The sequence below is a fragment of the Metallosphaera tengchongensis genome, from assembly GCF_013343295.1.
In the GTDB taxonomy this organism is placed as follows: domain Archaea; phylum Thermoproteota; class Thermoprotei_A; order Sulfolobales; family Sulfolobaceae; genus Metallosphaera; species Metallosphaera tengchongensis.
In genome coordinates, this window is the sequence record NZ_CP049074.1 from 1,123,081 (window position 1) to 1,137,097 (window position 14,017).

At 42.5% G+C, this 14,017-nt stretch carries 18 protein-coding genes and 1 tRNA gene; 4 read left to right on the top strand and 15 right to left on the bottom strand.

The window, feature by feature from the left end:
- Positions 1-64: 64 nt before the first annotated feature.
- The gene (gene aspS / locus GWK48_RS06220; protein ID WP_174630591.1) at positions 65-1,354 is read right to left on the bottom strand and encodes an aspartate--tRNA(Asn) ligase; all 1,290 of its coding nucleotides are present in this window, start codon (positions 1,352-1,354) and stop codon (positions 65-67) included.
- Positions 1,354-1,860: a transcription elongation factor NusA gene (locus GWK48_RS06225; protein ID WP_174630593.1), complete on the bottom strand. Its 507-nt coding sequence runs from the start codon at positions 1,858-1,860 to the stop codon at positions 1,354-1,356. The genes aspS and GWK48_RS06225 overlap by 1 nt, the downstream gene beginning before the upstream one ends.
- Before the next feature lie 69 nt (positions 1,861-1,929).
- Between GWK48_RS06225 and GWK48_RS06230 the strand changes: the two genes are divergently transcribed.
- The gene (locus GWK48_RS06230; RefSeq protein WP_174630595.1) at positions 1,930-2,100 is read left to right on the top strand and encodes a 50S ribosomal protein L40e; all 171 of its coding nucleotides are present in this window, start codon (positions 1,930-1,932) and stop codon (positions 2,098-2,100) included.
- Here GWK48_RS06230 and GWK48_RS06235 read toward each other — a convergent pair.
- The gene (locus tag GWK48_RS06235; protein WP_174630597.1) at positions 2,087-2,650 is read right to left on the bottom strand and encodes a nucleotidyltransferase; all 564 of its coding nucleotides are present in this window, start codon (positions 2,648-2,650) and stop codon (positions 2,087-2,089) included. The genes GWK48_RS06230 and GWK48_RS06235 overlap by 14 nt on opposite strands.
- A gap of 59 nt (positions 2,651-2,709) precedes the next feature.
- On the opposite strand from GWK48_RS06235, the gene GWK48_RS06240 reads away from it, so the two are divergent.
- Together GWK48_RS06240 and GWK48_RS06245 are read left to right on the top strand one after the other, a co-directional pair.
- Positions 2,710-2,825, top strand: a tRNA-Cys gene (locus GWK48_RS06240).
- Positions 2,826-2,870: 45 nt separating this feature from the next.
- Positions 2,871-4,496, top strand: a complete 1,626-nt coding sequence (locus tag GWK48_RS06245; protein ID WP_174630599.1) for a thiamine pyrophosphate-binding protein — start codon at positions 2,871-2,873, stop codon at positions 4,494-4,496.
- Positions 4,497-4,560: 64 nt separating this feature from the next.
- On the opposite strand, the gene GWK48_RS06250 is transcribed toward GWK48_RS06245, so the two are convergent.
- The 10 genes from GWK48_RS06250 to argC all read right to left on the bottom strand — a co-directional run bounded on the left by GWK48_RS06250 (position 4,561) and on the right by argC (position 11,494).
- Positions 4,561-4,827: a signal recognition particle subunit SRP19/SEC65 family protein gene (locus GWK48_RS06250; RefSeq protein ID WP_174630601.1), complete on the bottom strand. Its 267-nt coding sequence runs from the start codon at positions 4,825-4,827 to the stop codon at positions 4,561-4,563.
- The gene (locus GWK48_RS06255) at positions 4,824-5,210 is read right to left on the bottom strand and encodes a 30S ribosomal protein S8e (protein ID WP_174630603.1); all 387 of its coding nucleotides are present in this window, start codon (positions 5,208-5,210) and stop codon (positions 4,824-4,826) included. The genes GWK48_RS06250 and GWK48_RS06255 overlap by 4 nt, the downstream gene beginning before the upstream one ends.
- Before the next feature lie 39 nt (positions 5,211-5,249).
- Positions 5,250-6,029, bottom strand: coding sequence for a polyprenyl diphosphate synthase (gene uppS / locus GWK48_RS06260; protein ID WP_174632597.1), 780 nt, complete (start codon positions 6,027-6,029; stop codon positions 5,250-5,252).
- Positions 6,002-7,039 (bottom strand): N-acetyl-lysine deacetylase, encoded by a 1,038-nt coding sequence (locus tag GWK48_RS06265; RefSeq protein ID WP_174630605.1) that lies wholly within the window; start codon positions 7,037-7,039, stop codon positions 6,002-6,004. The genes uppS and GWK48_RS06265 overlap by 28 nt, the downstream gene beginning before the upstream one ends.
- Positions 6,990-8,150 (bottom strand): [LysW]-aminoadipate semialdehyde/glutamate semialdehyde transaminase, encoded by a 1,161-nt coding sequence (lysJ, locus tag GWK48_RS06270; RefSeq protein ID WP_174630606.1) that lies wholly within the window; start codon positions 8,148-8,150, stop codon positions 6,990-6,992. The genes GWK48_RS06265 and lysJ overlap by 50 nt, the downstream gene beginning before the upstream one ends.
- Positions 8,147-8,998, bottom strand: coding sequence for a lysine biosynthesis protein LysX (gene lysX / locus GWK48_RS06275; RefSeq protein ID WP_174630608.1), 852 nt, complete (start codon positions 8,996-8,998; stop codon positions 8,147-8,149). The genes lysJ and lysX overlap by 4 nt, the downstream gene beginning before the upstream one ends.
- Positions 8,995-9,165 carry an alpha-aminoadipate/glutamate carrier protein LysW gene (gene lysW/argW / locus GWK48_RS06280; protein WP_174630610.1) on the bottom strand — a complete coding sequence of 57 codons (171 nt, stop codon included), beginning with the start codon at positions 9,163-9,165 and terminating at the stop codon, positions 8,995-8,997. The genes lysX and lysW/argW overlap by 4 nt, the downstream gene beginning before the upstream one ends.
- 66 nt (positions 9,166-9,231) lie before the next feature.
- Positions 9,232-9,657: an HTH-type transcriptional regulator LysM gene (gene lysM, locus GWK48_RS06285; RefSeq protein WP_425487470.1), complete on the bottom strand. Its 426-nt coding sequence runs from the start codon at positions 9,655-9,657 to the stop codon at positions 9,232-9,234.
- Positions 9,654-10,442 carry a [LysW]-aminoadipate/[LysW]-glutamate kinase gene (locus GWK48_RS06290; RefSeq protein ID WP_174630612.1) on the bottom strand — a complete coding sequence of 263 codons (789 nt, stop codon included), beginning with the start codon at positions 10,440-10,442 and terminating at the stop codon, positions 9,654-9,656. The genes lysM and GWK48_RS06290 overlap by 4 nt, the downstream gene beginning before the upstream one ends.
- Positions 10,443-10,444: 2 nt before the next feature.
- On the bottom strand, positions 10,445-11,494 hold the full coding sequence (gene argC / locus GWK48_RS06295) for an N-acetyl-gamma-glutamyl-phosphate reductase (protein WP_174630614.1): 1,050 nt from the start codon (positions 11,492-11,494) through the stop codon (positions 10,445-10,447).
- A gap of 55 nt (positions 11,495-11,549) precedes the next feature.
- On the opposite strand from argC, the gene GWK48_RS06300 reads away from it, so the two are divergent.
- Entirely contained in the window at positions 11,550-11,975 is a 426-nt protein-coding gene (locus GWK48_RS06300; protein WP_174630616.1) for a hypothetical protein, read from the top strand.
- On the opposite strand, the gene cedB is transcribed toward GWK48_RS06300, so the two are convergent.
- Both cedB and GWK48_RS06310 read right to left on the bottom strand, forming a co-directional pair.
- The gene (cedB, locus tag GWK48_RS06305) at positions 11,949-13,796 is read right to left on the bottom strand and encodes a DNA import protein CedB (RefSeq protein WP_246263751.1); all 1,848 of its coding nucleotides are present in this window, start codon (positions 13,794-13,796) and stop codon (positions 11,949-11,951) included. The two genes, GWK48_RS06300 and cedB, sit on opposite strands and share 27 nt — an antisense overlap.
- Positions 13,793-13,993: a hypothetical protein gene (locus GWK48_RS06310; protein WP_246263752.1), complete on the bottom strand. Its 201-nt coding sequence runs from the start codon at positions 13,991-13,993 to the stop codon at positions 13,793-13,795. The genes cedB and GWK48_RS06310 overlap by 4 nt, the downstream gene beginning before the upstream one ends.
- Positions 13,994-14,017 lie beyond the last annotated feature (24 nt).

Below are 14,017 nucleotides of genomic sequence, written 5' to 3' on the forward strand. Positions count from 1 at the left end.
ACAAAACTAGTACAAATATATAAAAAGCATCTATAAAAATAAGATCAGACTTAAACCTGTTGTTTCATGGGATCAGTCTCTTTTTATCTCTTGGAAATAGGGAGACCTCCTTTACGTTCTGTAACCCAGTTAACATTAGCATGAATCTCTGCAATCCCATTCCGAAACCTGCGTGAGGTGGAATCCCGTAATCAAACCATTTCAAGAAGAACTCGAAATTAGCTGGGTTCAACCCTCGGGATCTCAATTCCTTTTCCAGTACCTCCCTGGTGTAGTTTCTACTGCTACCTGAGACTAACTCTAACCATCTATAAACTAGATCGAAGCTCTCACTAACTTCTGGATCCCTCTCTTTTCTCCGCGTGTAGAATGGTCTAGCGTCTGCAGGCCAGTCGGTTATGAAATATAGATCTTGACCTAGTACCTTATTTAAAATCCTAGACTCTGGGGTGCTTATGTCGTCCCCAAACTTAATCTGTAGTCCTTGGGACTGGAGTATCTCTATGGCTTCCCTATAGGTAACTCTCTTTATGGGCCTGGTTATTGAAGGAAGTTTGTGATTCAATATGGCTAAATCAGCTTCATGGTACTTGGCGATATTATCTAGAACGTTAGCTATGACCTCCTCCACAACGTTCATTACATCATTGTAGTCTGCGAATGCCATTTCCACGTCCATACTAACGAACTCAGCTAGATGGTAAGGCGTGTCAGACTCCTCAGCTCTCCAGGCAGGAGCAACCTCGAATACCCTTTCTACTGCACCAGCCAACAGTTCTTTGTATAACTGTGGGCTCTGGGCAAGGAACGCCTCTTTACCGAAGTAAATAACAGGAAAGAGTTGAGCTCCCCCTTCTGTTCCAGTAGCAATGATTTTGGGAGTGAAAACCTCGAAGAACCCATTCCTATACAAGGTTTCTCTAAAGGTTCTAACTGCGGTAGACTGAACTCGTATCATTGCCTGCATTTCCAACCTTCTTAGATCCAGAAGCCTCTCCTTCAGTCTGACTTCAATATCAGCCTTTACCTTATCCGCTACGTCAAGAGGCAGTGGAGCCTTGGCTTTGCTTAGTATCTTCAATTCTTGACATGAGACCTCAACACCGTTTGGTGCTCTCTTGTCAGCCTTCACAAAACCTCTAACTTGAACTGCAGTTTCTTGGCTTAGTTCCTTCGTAATCTCAAATGAGGGGGAGGACTTATCTACTACTACCTGACCTATCCCGCTCTTATCCCTAAGGAGGATAAACTTCTTTCCCCCAAGATCTCTCAAGTTGTGGATCCATCCAGCCAAAACTATTTCCTTACCTTCTAGGGCCGGATTTAATTCAGAAACGAAGTGGGTTCTAAGCATTATTCAACCCTTATCTTGACCTTTGTATCGTGGATCTTGGATAAAGCGTTTTCTAGATCATTTGCACTTGCTGGTAAAAGCTTCTTCTCGTTCTTTGCTACCCTTATGACGTACTGAACTGACCCGTCTGGGAGCCAAACGGTATTAACTCCCAAGACCCTAGCGGGCGAAAGAAGTTGCACTGCACTGTTCTTTATGCTGGTAGTTTTCTCGATTATTCTCACCTTCAGTCTCAATTTGTCTTGTAAAGCCCTCGCTATCTTTATCCACTTAGGTGCGTCTATTGAGGGCGGACTATCGACCAGGAGTATGAGTAAATTCCCTGACTTAATAGCCTTGTAGTAAGTGGCGTCCTTCAGTTCTTTAAACTGACCCTCTTCGAGTTCCAAAAGAGCTTCCATTACCTTGATCTCAAATTGATCTACATCCCCGCTATCAACAAGTCTCTGGCAACGATCGCAAAGAAGACCGCTTCTGACGCAAAGGTAATCAAGAGGAATTTTCATTTCAGCTTCACTCTCCCTTTACCGCAATACTTTTGAATCTAGCTATTATATAACTACTGGGTTAGAACGATGCCCCTCACAGATCAAGCAAAAATTCAGATAGTCCAACAGAGAGTGTTCATAAAGAAGGTATGTAGAAGTTGCGGCGCTCTTAACTCTATAAGAGCTACCAAGTGTAGGAGATGTCATAGCACCAATTTAAGACCTAAAAAGAAGGAATTGCCAACTAAGAGAGCTTAAGTCCAATGGAAGCTAACCTTTCCCTTATGCTTTGAGCGTTCTCCTCAAAATCTTTAGCGTGTTCGCTTAGGATTTTCAAGTCAATTTTGATTTTCTTTTCCCCTATCAATTGTATTATTTTTTTAATCTCAGTCTCATCCTCCTCCCTGAACGCGTTGGCCTTCAGAAGAATGTAGTCCTCTATTTTTATAACTTTGAAAGTCTTTCCTCCAACCTTCATCTCCTCAGCGCTTTCCACAACTACTGGAGGCACAAAGAAGTCCTGGATGTTTTCGTAGAAGTCCAATTGTAGTTGCTCATCATCTACTGGTACTATCAGCCTAGGGGTATCAATAGGCGTAGAACCTACCTCCCAATTCCTCTCCTCAGCGAAACTTTTTAGTAGATCCCCCTCAATTAGTACGCTGAAATTTATGGGAAAAATGTCAACGTCACTCTCAGTAACTTTCCTATTTAGGGTTAGATCAACAACGGTGTCCCCTATTATGACGAAGTCCATTAACCGCCTTATCTCATCCAATATCTCACCAATTTTTTCAAACGAGATCAACTAAACCACACAACAAGAAACGCAATTACTTTATAATTTTTTGCTACTACACTAATATTGCCGGGGTGGCCGAGCGGTCTAAGGCGGCACTATCGGTATACGATAGCGCTAGGGGCTGCAGTGGTTTCCTTCATGGAAACCCGTTATTTCGCGGGTTCAAATCCCGCCCCCGGCTCCTAAGTTTATATTGAAGTAATTCTCGTATTATAACGATCCCGCTTTGAGTCAACCAAAAAGGAAAGAGGAGACAGTAGGTAGGGAGATGACTGGCGACGAGGCCTTAGCCTATGTCTTAAAGGAGATAGGAGTTAAGAAGGTATTTTCTACTCCTAGCATACCTGATTTCCTCAAGGAGAGGTTGGTTCAATATAACCTTGATGTAGACGTATCCATGAGTCTCAGGGACGCAGTAGCTTTGGCTGACGTGTACGCAAGGGAGAACAATGATGCAGGTGTAGTTATAAGTGTTCCTGGTACTTCCATTTTAGAAGGGATTAGCACAATTTCACAAGCATTCTCAGACTCGGTTCCTCTCCTTCTAATTGGGACATTGAGGTCTTATAGGGACGTAGGTAGGGCAAGGGTAGGGGAATTGCGATCTCCGGATGACGTTTCCACAGCCATTTCACCATTTGTAAAAACAAAGGAAAGAGTGATAAGCATTGAGGAAATAACTGTGACTGTAGAGAAAGGTTACAAGGAAGCCTTAAGCAATAGAATGAGGCCTGCATATGTGGAAATAGCCGAGGAACTGTTTAGGCTAAAGGCTTATCCCCTATCTACTGCAGAGCAGAAACCTGAAAGGAAAACTCCAGACAAAAACACGGTCGCGAAGGTAGCTGAAGTATTGGGAAATTCAAAGCTTCCAGTCATTGTTGCAGGTCATGGGGTGAAGGCTAGTAACTCCATGGATCTCTTAAGGGAATTGGCAGAGTTGCTGGATTCCCCAGTTATAACCACAATAAGAGGGAAGGGAGTGTTCCCAGCATCCCATCCCCTATACGCTGGCGAGGGTTTGGGATTGTTCTCGACGGAGGTTGCATCTAAAATAATGATGGAAGCAGACTCTATATTGGTTGTGGGTTCTAGGTTACCTCAACTCTCAACTGCTGGATGGTCGATGAGGTATAAGGGATTGTTGATGCATAACAATGTAGATGGAGAGGACATAGGTAAAGTGGTAATGCCTCAAGTGCCCATAGTGTCTGATACAGGTCTCTTCCTGAAGGAACTTGTAGCAAACCTGAAACAGAAGATAAAGGACAATATTAAGAGAGATGTGAGATCTGAAATTTCTTCTAGCAGGAGAGTGTTTTCTATGAAACCTCATACTAAACTTTGGCCTTATGACGTGACAAGGCTCCTCCAGAACTTCAAATTCTCCAAGTACTACGTGGATCTATCATCTACTACGTTTGACCTGATCAGATTGCCTATGGATACTCCGATTTGGTACACTAGCGAGACGATTCTGGAGAAAAATATAGGGGTAGCTGGGGTTCTGCAATCCAACGACCCTAACTCCTTGGGGGTTACTGACCTTGGAGGGATTCAAAGAAATATAGGGCTCATAATCCAGAGGAGGTCGACCTCGAGGGGAACTATCATAATCCTTAATGACGGGAACTCTACTTATCTGGATACGTATAAATCAGATATACCTTCTATAGGTAGGACGGGAATTCACGTGGAACTTGATAGGAAACTTGAAGATTCCTTAGATGCTATAACCGTTGATACTTATGGAGCCCTAAAGAGTGCTCTCGAAAACAGATCCAACGGGCTGAACATAATTAACGTGAAAATTGACCCAGAGTTTGAGTCAGTTACACTTCTACGGTCTTAAAATAATTTTTGAGGCATGAATGTGATTGAAAGAAAAGGGGAACATTAAGACCCTCCTTTTGTCTCTATCGATGCTTTAACTTTTCATATATAGCCTTGATCGTTTTTTGTTTGGATCCGATTTTCTTTACAACTAACATTCCTTTTATTTTGCTTGAAGGATGGGTTTTCTCAAGAACTATAGGATCTAACCCCATCTCCTTTGAAACGTCCACTATCTCCTTTAGGGTTATTCTTAGTTTTGGGAACTTTCTTCCTTCTCTCCTTGAGGTGGCAACAAAATAGGCCAGCCAGATTACTACCCTTTCTCCCTCATAATCACGTAAACTCATTTTCTGATCAGTATAGCATTTATTGTACCGTCTTGCCCAGGTCTTGAAGTTATAACGGCCTTACCAAGTTCAGTTCTGATTACAGAGCCCTTGACTAAAATGCCTCTTCTGGCATATTCTCTGTTGGCAGGGCTCTCTAAGACCTCAAGAATTTTAACTTTCTTTGCAGTACCGTCATCTGGATTCAGTACGTTGGCGTAACCTGCGTAGGTCAATCTGATTTTAATGTTCCCTCCCAGACCTCTGGCCTTTTCTCGTACATCTTCTGTGTGAACTTTTGTTTCTGTTGGTTGGCTACCAATTTCAAATTTCCTTTTCCCTCTAAATTCAGATTTTTTACCGCCGGTGATCTTCCTTAAGTCCCTTCCTTGAAACACACCCATTACGACTCACTCTTCATTCGATAAAGGAGGATTATAAGGTTAAGCCCCGAACCTTCTCAGCCTGTGTTGGTAAGCCCTAATGGCTCTCCAGAGATCGATCTTCCTGAAATCTGGCCAGTAGGCCTCGCAGAAGAATAGCTCTGAGTACGCCAGGTGCCAAAGGAGAAAGTTGCTTATCCTCATTTCTCCGGAAGTTCTTATGACTAGATCGATATCGCTCAGTTCCTCGTCGTAGAAATATTTCCTAAACTCAGCCTCAGTAATGTTTGATAGATCCTTTTTCTCAATATCCCTAAGCATCCTCGAAACCGCATCTAGAATTTCTTGTCTTCCTCCATAACATATTGCTAAGGTCAGTTTTCTCTCAGAATATTTAGATGAAATCTCACTCACTTTAGATACAGATTTCCTCAGATCCTCAGTGACCATCTCCAGCTTGCCAATTGCCCTAACCCTGATCTTGTACTTGTAAATGAATTCTTCGGTCACAAGTTCCTCTATACCCCTTTTTATGTATCCCATGATAATATCTAGCTCAGATCTAGTCCTCTTAGTGCAGTTTTCAGTAGATAACGCAAACACGGTTACGTTTTTTACTCCAACATCTAGAAGCCAGATGAGGACTTCCCTAAGCTTCTTATATCCCAACATATACGCCTCATTAATTGTCTGATTGTTATTCCTAGCCCATCTCCTATTCCCATCAGGAATAATGGCCACGTGACTCGGAATAGGACCACCCTTAATTTCGTGCCAAAGTACTTTTTCGTATAGTGGGTAGAGTGGTTTCATTAATGTTTTAAGCATATCTCCTCCAATGCATTGACATATGTGACTGTTGCTATATATATTTCATCAAGAGTTATTCTTTCAAAGTCAGTATGTTCAAGCCTAGAATCCCCAGGTCCGTAGGTCGCAATATTGTTTGTAAGTGAAACTAAGATGTTCATGTCACTTGTACCTGCCTTCCTCACAAGTGAGGGCTTTATTCCTTGCTTTATTAGCCCTCTCATCAGGTACCTCACAATTGGGGTGGAGGATGAAACCTTAACTGGTTCTATAGACTCTCCGACGCTTATCTCGCAATTGGGAAATAGCCTAGCAAATTTTGAAATTATTTCTTCCTTTGTTACTCCATGAGGATACCTGACGTCAAAATGAACGTAAAGTTTGTCTGGAGTTACGTTAGGAGAGTCCCCTCCCCTTATGACGGTCGGTACTATGCTAGGGGTAGAATATTCGGACGGCAATTGTGATACTTCTAGGATAGCAGGTATGTGATTCAGAATTACATTGGAAGTAGAGGAAGATGAGTGCTCTGGATTACCCTTACAGCTAATACCGACCCTAAGTATTCCCCTGTACTCAATGGCTATGTGAGTTGTGTTGGTAGGTTCGCCCACTATGATGTGAGAATACTTAGAGCCGCTAGAGACGAGTTCCCTGGCTCCAGAGCTTTTATTTTCCTCATCAGAAAGGGCCGCTATTTGGACACTACATCCTCTTTCATTCATGATCCAACCTGCTAGTATCATGGATGTTAACGGTCCCTTTGCGTCAACAGCTCCTCTCCCGTAGATCTCCTCTCCCGTGACCTTAGACGGGATAAACCCCTTAATTGTGTCCAAATGGGAAGCAAGAAGAATATCGCCTTTACCGAGATAAAAAGAGTTAGAACTGGACTTTCTGAGCTCTAAATTAAACCAATTGGAAATTCTTTCAAAAACATCAACTGCTTTGCCTTCTTCGCCAGAAGGTGTGTAGATTTCAATAAGGCTTTTAAGAACTTCCTTTCCTTTCTGTTTCAGCAACTCCTTTTCGAGTTCCATCCACTGCCAGCTCCATGTCCTGATTAGTTATCATGTATGGAGATAGGAACCTTATTGTCGTTATCCCTGCCTTGAGGGAAAGCACAGCGTTATCTTGGAGAACTTTGATAGCTGTGCTAGGGTTTAGCCTGAGATCAACCCCAATCATTAGTCCCAATCCCCTAATCTCTCTCACTGACTTAAAGTCCTCTAGAGCCTCTCTTAACATCTTCATAAATGTCTGCCCCTTTATCCTAGCTTGCTCGGGAACATTATCTTCCTTCAGAACCTTAGATGAGGCCGCTACAGCTGCTACAGCCATGGGGTTTCCTCCATACGTAGTTCCGTGGTCTCCCTCCCCAAGCTTATTGGCAATCGAATCTGGCATGAATACTGCGCTCACCGGAAATCCTCCACCAATGGCCTTCCCTGCAGTAAGCAGATCTGGCGTTATGCCATAGTGTTGATAAGCCCAAACTTTGCCTGTTCTTCCGAACCCTGCCTGTACCTCATCAGAGACCAATAAAATACCCTTTCTCTCTGTCTCTTCCCTAAGTGCCTTCACGAACTCGGGTTTAGCTGGAATTACCCCACCTTCACCCTGTACAGGTTCAAGTATTACCGCAGCGACAGTGTCGTCAAGCTTCTTCAATTCTTCTAGGCTATTAAATTCTAAGAAATCAATAGGGGAGATAAGGGGTTCAAAGGGTTCTCTGTATTTCTTATTCCATGTGATTGACAGGGAACCCATGGTTCTGCCGTGGAACGAATTCTTAAACGCAATGAACTTCTTTCTCCCAGTAATCTTTCTGGCTATTTTCATTGATAATTCCACCGCTTCGGTCCCGCTATTGAGTAGAAACACGTTATCCATTCCGTCTGGTTTCAGGCTGTCTAGCTCCTTGAGCATTTCGTCCCTGATATCGTTGTCAAATGCAGTAGTAAGAGTCATTATCAAATCCATCTGTTTTTTCAGGTAATCCACAACCTTTAGGTTTCTGTGTCCTAGAAATGCCACACCGTGACCAGAGTGTAGGTCAAGAAACTTTCTACCTTTATCGTCCCAGACGTACTGGCCTTCTCCCTTTACTATCCTTAAACCTCTACTTCCATAAAAGGTAATTAGCTTCATTTCTTTATTACCTCGTTAAGCTTGTTTAAAAGAAATCCGCTCACGTTGAACTGATTGACCCTGACCGTGTTTTTATACTCAGGAACTCCATTTACTTCCCCTATCAAATAGCCCCTCTCAGGGTCTTCAAAAACATCTATACCAAGGAAGAAGCCACCTATAATCTCCTTAACTTTCAATGCTAAATCCCTTAGTTCCTCATCGATCTTAAGAGGTCTTGCAATTGCACCGAGGGCTGTGTTAGTTTTCCAATTTTTCTCATTCACCCTGTATATTCCCACCGGCGCTTCGTCGCCAATCACAAATATTCTTATGTCTCTGTTTGGCTTATTCACGTATTCTTGGATGTAATATATCGTTTTGTACTGAAGGTTAGTAAATTCCTGGTATTCAATTAAGCTCCTTAACGTATCCTCGTCCTGAGCTCTGGCTACCATCCTACCCCAACTTCCCTCAACTGGTTTAATAACCACAGGATATCCCAGTTTGCTTGCCATTTCCATGGCTTTGTCCCTGGAGAAAGCTATTGCTGTCTTGGGCACTGGAATCCCTCTGCTCCTCAATAGAAAAGTAGTCTGTATTTTATTCTCGCATCTAACTAAACTAAGCGAATCGTTATATACTCTAAAATTCATGCTCTCCAATAGCATGGATGTGGCTACCGCTCTGCTGTGACTGGTGTTCCTCTGAATGACAGCATCCACGTCCTGGTACCAAGCGTCCTCGCTGGTCAAAAATGTCATATCTTTGGTAAAAAGAGGATATACCTTATTCCCTATCTTTTTAGCTTCCTCAATAAGATTTCTTTCTTCCCATCTGAGGAGATCATAGGATACTCCTAATATCACTCTCCCCAGTCCTCTCCCACTTGTTCTGCTAACCTTAAAGATAGTCTACCATGATCGTTAAATACTTCCAGCTGGGCTCCGCACTCGTGCTCAACTATTTCTCCTGGTAATGCGTTATCGTCTACTTGAACTTCGCCACCACAGACCGGGCATTTAAGTGAAACCATAGTTGGATCGATTCACCTTCTATAGTTCAGTGTTCAAAAGCTTTTATGAAAATAGTTGGTTCTAACTTAGAACCATGTCCTAAGAATTATAGTACTGTTTGTACCCATAACACCTTGTATACTCCTTATTTCATCTATTGTTCTGTTTATGGACGAGATGTTTATTCCTCGAACAACAACAATTATATCGTAATCTCCCGTAGTCTCATAAACTGTCTCCACACCTTGAGTCTTAGCTATTTTCTTAGAAATTTCTGGCGTTGGTATCTGGGGGGTGGACTTTACCATCACTATCGCCTTGACCTCATTCTCCAATTCGTAGTCTATGGTGAATCTCTTGATAACACCCAATTTCATCAATTTTTCGATCCTTTTTCTAATCGCCGCTTCGCTAACTCTAAGATCCTTTGCGATTAGAGTGTAAGGAGTCCTGGCGTTCTTCTTAAGTACTTCAAGTATCTTTATATCCTTTTCATCAATCTTCTCGCTCAAGATATAACAGTCCCCCTTCCATTCAGAGCTTGATTAATCGAATCCTGGATAAGACCGGAGCCAATTATTACTCTTTTTACTCCCGCCTCGATACTCTCGCTTGCCATTAAGACTTTTCTATTCATCCCTGGGCCTATTTTCGTCGCTAGATCCCTCGCTTCTTCCCTATTAAGCCTATCAATAACTTTTCCGTTCAGTAATACCCCATCCACATCCGATAGGAGAAGAAGAGCTTCAGCCCTAGCAGCCTTAGCAACAGCGAAGGCCATCTGATCTCCGTCAACGTTAAGGGGAACTCCTTCTTCATTGTCTAGGGCTATGGGCGAAATTACTACCGCCTCAAATAAGGAGAGTAGATGATTAAGAATTTCTGGGTCTGCCTGCGAGATTTTACCTGTATACCCTCCGTCTATGATCCTCTTCTTACCCCTCTCATCCATAATGATAATTCTCTTCTTTCTATTTGCTGTTATGAACCCTCCGTCAACTCCAGTTATACCCACGGTTCTCTTCCCTTTGCTGGTGAGCCTGGTAACGATATTCTTGTTGATTAAGCCCATTACCATTACATATATGTCCAGCTCCTCCCTACTAGTGTATCTGCTCCTTATTCCTTCAGGTGAAGTCACGAACATGGGTTCAATTCCCATTCTTTTGGTGTATTCAGTTACTATATCTCCGCCACCGTGGACAAGAACCAATTTTCCGTTGAATCTTAGTATACTTTCTATGAGTTGGTCGAAGGCGTTTTTTATTACCCTTCCGCCTATTTTTACAACTATCATGGTTACGCAGGCCTCAATGGTGGAGTTCTCAAACCTTCATCTTCCCTGAAACCACGGGATATGTTGAAGCTCTGAACAGCCTGTCCTGCAGCTCCCTTCATTAAGTTATCTATTGCTGAAAATATTGTAAGTCTTTTTAATCTCTTTTCATTTGCAAATCCTATATCAGCAAAGTTGCTTCCAATTATATATTTAGGATCTGGATATGGGTGAATCCCACCTCTAATTATTCTAATGAATCTCTTACCCTTATAGAACTCAGCTATTCCCTTCCAAATATCCATATCATTCCTTTCTGTATCTAACCAAACATGGGCTGACGCTAGGGCCCCACGCACGCTACTAATGGCATGAGGAATAATGCTCACCTTAACGTCCTTCCCTGATAGTATTGAGAGCTCCTGCTCAGCCTCGGCAGCATGTCTATGACCGTCGGCTTCATAGGGTCTAATGGCATTTTGTCTCTCAGGGTGATGACTCCCTTCAGAGGGTTTGGCCCCTCCCTCACTGCTGGAAACCTTCACGTCACTGATGAATCTTAAATCCCTTGTGAAATCTCCCTTTACAATTGGGGCAAGTGCCAGTATAGTTGCAGTAGCGTTACAGCCTGGAGAAGCAATCAGCTTAGCTCCCTTAAGTTGTTCGTAATGGAGTTCTGGAAGCCCGTAGACTGCCTTGTCTAATAGATCAGGATAAGGATGGTCTATTCCATACCAGTACTTGTAAATTTCAGGGTTTTTTAACCTAAAGTCAGCGCTCAGGTCCACAACTTGGAGACCCATTTCCAATAGTTTAGGGACGTAATTGAGCGATACTCCGTGAGGTAGGCCAAGGAAAACCACGTCCGCCTTTTCACCAATCTTGTCCATCGAGAAGTTGGTAAAGTTTATTGTATAGAATCCCCTTAAATTAGGATGAATTAGGGATATGGGCTTACCAGCGTACTCCCTAGACGTTACCGTAGTGACTTCAACTTGTGGATGGGTTGCTAATATTCTTAATAATTCGCCGCCAGTGTAACCCGAACCTCCAATTACAGCAGCTCGAATCATTTGAAATGAAAGCAGATACTTAGCTTATAAATAATACTGGAGCTGTATAAAGTATGTGGAGGCTAATACAGACGAGCTCAGGAAGTTCCTGGAGGGGAAAATCGCATCTCTAAAAAAGGAGCTAGAATACTACGAATATCTTCTTAGCGTAATAGAGTCAGGTTACGTACCTAATTCAAGAGGAGGGAAAGTCAGTTTGGATTACATAAAGAACAGGAAAGGGGAGATAATAGGAGAGATTTATTTCAGCCCTCCCTCAATGAAGATAATTGTGAAGAAAAAGGTAAACATGCCGAGAAGTTACATGAACGCATTGAGTAAGATTCTTGACGACAGCAAGGCAATTGACAAAATTGATTATAACATAGTGTTAGATAAGGAAGACCTGAAGGAGATTTCCATCAGTGGAGTCAAGGAGGAGCTCCTCTATAGTAGGTTAAAGGCTTCAGTCCAATCAATTCTCGAGAGAGCCTCCAGCTAATCTCTTGTGGGAAACTAGGATAGGTCTAGGATCTCCTAGGAATCTAACCAACATTTCACCTCTACCCATAAATGTTAGCCTGTTCTCCACATCAGCGTCTAAGATATTCGAGTACCTTTTTACAATTCCGTTCCAGAATTCTTTGTCTCCGTTATTCATAAAGCACAAGACTCCGAAGTTCTCCATAAACACATCTGTGTTATTACCTAAATCTTGGATATTTTGAGTGGCCATCAGTAGGGATATACCGTGACCTCTCCCCCTTTTAATTAGATCTCCTATGATACCGTAGTCTTCCTCGTCCCGAAGGACTGACCAAGCTTCATCCACGACGAGTGCTATCCTCAGGCCTTGATCCACGGACAGAGAGTACTTGGAATATAACATCGAAATGAAAGAGTACGTTACAAATCTACGGAGCGTCTCGTCCTTCAGCTGCGTCAGATCGACTACGTTAATGCCATTATAGACAGCATCTATCAAGGAGGGCCCATCATTTTCAAATATCTTTATTATTTCTATGACCCTTCTTAACGAGAATCTCTCGCTTATTTCCGGGTCTTCCAGGAGGACGTCCCAAGAAACTCTACTTTTCTCTTTGCTACTTACGAGTCTGTTAAGGGATGTGAATAATATGGCTCTCTCTTCCCTGTTGAGCCTGAAAGTCACTCCAATAACCTTCTCTAGGAATAGTGGTTTCACGGAGGGGGGTACGTAAGGAGAGTTGAGTAGATTCAGGGAAAGAAAGAACGGATTCAGTACTCTAAAGTTGTAACCATATTTTTTGAGACGAGATTTAATATCCCCCTTCGAATCAAAGAACAGAATGGGAATCCTGTAATTAAAGCTCATCATTATCCCCAACGAAATCAGGAACTCAGTTTTTCCTGATCCTGTGGGACCTATGACCAAGAGGTGCCCGTTCTCCATCGCTTCCACGTTCCAAAATACCGAGGTGTTTCGGGTCATGTCCTTTCCCAAATATATTCCTTTGCTCCACATCTCAATTTTAGGGGTTTTATCAACGGAGAATGGAGTAATGAAAGGAATTTGGGAAGGGAATCCTTCTCTCCTTAGCGAATAGGTTGAGAGATTAATGATCTCCTCTATTTCCCTAACGTCAGCAAATCTCGATTTAATGCCTAAACTTTCAAGCCCCCTCATCACTACCTCTCCAAGACTTCTGGCCTCCTCCTTACTCTTCCCGTGGATAACTAGGACTAATTGATAAGAAAAGGGTCTTTCTCCTTCATCTATTTTTGAAAGCAGTGACTGTAGTAACTCCATCTCCTTTTTTGCTCTAGCGTTCGAAGGATCGTTCTCCACTATGATTCTTAGATTTTGTATTTTATTTAGGACTTTGTTAGTATATGATCGTAGGTCTATGTATCTTTTTCTCAAAATCATATCAATTTGTGTCCCTACATTTGTCACTTTATGAAATGCATTAATTGAAGTTTTCAAGGAGCTCTCAGACATATCCCTATAATCAAAGGGAACGTCCTCTACAACAATGAAGCTCATGGACTCCTTATCTGTTATTAGGGTGCCCTTCTCTATGGACCTATTCTGCAGACGTTTTACCCTAAACTGTGATAGAGATATACCGGAGAGTTTAATGTTTCCTGTTGCAATCATTAGAATAAATATTAAAATTAAAATAAGAATAAATAATAGATTTCTAAAGATTATTGTTAGTAAAATAGGAAGCAGGAGCATGACGTAAGGTGCGTATCTTTCAAGATCCATGAACTTAGTGAAAACTTTAAAGTACCACTCTTTAGCGATAGTTTTCCTTGCCAGGAGGGATTTGGGTTTCATCGGATCTCATATAACTTGATATCGACCCTCAACCCTTGGGCTTCACGGGAGTCGAGCGAGCCTTCCTTCACCCTCCTCCACCCCATTAGCGGGGTAACCCCGACCCACCTAGATGGGATACCGTCTAAGTGGGGGAACCCGCACATCTTGGGCTGTCCATATCCGAGCCTTTCGGGATATATACCCACATCCGGCATTATGCGGAACCGTTGATATGGAGT